General features: G+C 69.6%; 3 protein-coding genes. 2 read left to right on the top strand and 1 reads right to left on the bottom strand.

The window, feature by feature from the left end:
• Both AB0H87_RS41230 and AB0H87_RS41225 read left to right on the top strand, forming a co-directional pair.
• Positions 1–640 (top strand): ABC transporter permease subunit (locus AB0H87_RS41230; protein ID WP_360159144.1); only part of this gene is annotated, 640 nt, incomplete at its 5' end.
• 16 nt (positions 641–656) lie between these two features.
• Positions 657–1,796, top strand: a complete 1,140-nt coding sequence (locus tag AB0H87_RS41225) for an ABC transporter substrate-binding protein (RefSeq protein ID WP_360159141.1) — start codon at positions 657–659, stop codon at positions 1,794–1,796.
• Here AB0H87_RS41225 and AB0H87_RS41220 read toward each other — a convergent pair.
• A partial coding sequence (locus tag AB0H87_RS41220; protein WP_360159138.1) for a hypothetical protein occupies positions 1,793–2,046 on the bottom strand: 254 nt, incomplete at its 5' end. The genes AB0H87_RS41225 and AB0H87_RS41220 overlap by 4 nt on opposite strands.

Genomic DNA, 2,046 nt, shown 5'->3' with positions numbered 1-2,046 from the left:
GGCGATCGGCGAGCAGCTCTGGCAGAACCGCGCCGTGGTCTGGCGCACCGGCCTGGCCAGCGGCGAGAACGCCCTGGTCGGCCTGCTCCTCGGCGCGGCCGTGGCCCTGCTCGCGGCGATGGTCGCCGCCTGGTTCACGTTCCTCGGCGAGGTCTCGATCCCGGTGGCGGCGGCGCTCAACGCGCTGCCGATCATCGCGCTGGCACCCATCCTCAACAACATGTTCGAGTCGACCAGCAGCGTCCCCCGGCGCCTGGTGGTCGCGATCGTGGTGTTCTTCCCCGTGTTCGTCAACGCGCTGCGCGGGCTGCGCGAGGTGGACCCGATCCACCGGGACCTGATGGCCAGCTACGCGGCGCGCGGCTGGACGTTCACCCGGCTGGTCCGCCTTCCCGCCGCCCTGCCGTTCGTCTTCACCGGTCTGCGCCAGGCGTCCTCCCTGGCGGTGATCGCGGCGGTGGTCGCGGAGTACTTCGGCGGTCTGCAGAACGGCCTGGGCTCCCGGATCACCTCGGCGGCGGCCAACACCGCGTACCCCCGTGCCTGGGCCTTCGTGGTCGGCGCGTGTGTGCTCGGCCTCGTCTTCTATCTGGTGGCCCTTCTCCTGGAGCGGCTCGTTATGCCCTGGCGGAGGGTCTGAACAACCGGAGGACCAGATGCGCAACAGATTCCGCCTCGCCGGCGCCGTGCTGGCGCTGTCCGCCATGGTGCTCACCGCGTGCGGCACCGCCGACGAGCCGGCGCCATCGACCGGCAGCGGCGGCACCACCAAGGTCAAGCTCCAGTTGCAGTGGTTCGTCCAGGGCCAGTTCGCCGGCTACATCGCGGCCGCCGACCAGGGTTTCTACAAGGAGCAGGGCCTCGACGTCGAGATCCTCGAGGGCGGCGTCGACATCGTCCCGCAGACCGTGCTGGCGCAGGGCCAGGCCGACTTCGCGATCGCCTGGGTGCCCAAGGCACTGGCGTCCCGCGAGCAGGGCGCCGAGATCACCGACATCGGCCAGATCTTCCAGCGCTCCGGCACGTACCAGGTCTCCTTCGCGTCTTCCAACATCAAGTCCCCGGCCGACCTGCGCGGCAAGAAGGTCGGCAACTGGGGCTTCGGCAACGAGTTCGAGCTGTTCGCGGCGATGACCAAGGCGGGGATCGACCCCGGCAAGGACGTGACGCTGGTGCAGCAGCAGTTCGACATGCAGGGCCTGCTGCGCAAGGACATCGACGCGGCACAGGCGATGAGCTACAACGAGTACGCGCAGCTCCTGGAGGCCAAGGACCCGGCGACCGGCCAGCTCTACAAGCCGGAGGCCTTCACCGTGCTCGACTGGAACAAGGAGGGCACCGCGATGCTCCAGGACGCGGTGTGGGCCAACACGGCCAAGCTGGAGTCCGACCAGTCCTACCAGGACACCGCGGTGAAGTTCCTGGCCGCCTCGATCAAGGGCTGGGCGTACTGCCGGGACAACCCGGAGGCCTGCCGCGACCTGGTCGTCAAGCGCGGTTCGAAGCTCGGCGCGAGCCACCAGCTCTGGCAGGTCAACGAGGTCAACAAGCTGGTCTGGCCGGCACCGGCCGGCGCCGGCGTGATCGACGAGACGGCCTGGAGGGCCACGGTCGACCTGTCGATGACGACGAAGAACGCCGACGGGCAGACGGTGCTGACCAAGGCTCCGGAGGGTCTCGCGTACACGAACGACTATGTCCGCAAGGCACTGGACACGCTCAAGTCGCAGAACGTGGACGTCAACGGCAGCGGCTTCACCCCGAAGACGGTCACCCTGACCGAGGGCGGTTCCTAGCGCCAGTCGCGGGCGGCGACCCGGATCGCATCACGCACCCGGGTCGCCGCCGGGCTGAGCACGGAGTTGGCGCGCTCGGCGATGAAGCCCGTGTTGATGGGCGGATCGTCGGGCTCCAGCAGCGGCACCAGCGTGCCGGCCGCCCGACTACAACATTGGAATGCCGACCGAGCGAGCCTGGCGGGAGCGTTGCCTCGCGCGCGTTGCCGGAGCGGTGCGGGATGGCCGCACTCGCTCGGGTCGCCGCGCC

This window comes from Asanoa sp. NPDC050611 (assembly GCF_040654855.1).
Taxonomy (GTDB): domain Bacteria; phylum Actinomycetota; class Actinomycetes; order Mycobacteriales; family Micromonosporaceae; genus Asanoa.
This window is presented reverse-complemented; position numbering and strand designations above follow the sequence as displayed.

Bases quoted from the DNA above. Each gene is read 5' to 3' on its own strand.
- AB0H87_RS41225 (WP_360159141.1), top strand. From the start codon at position 657: ATGCGCAACAGATTCCGCCTCGCCGGCGCCGTGCTGGCGCTGTCCGCC.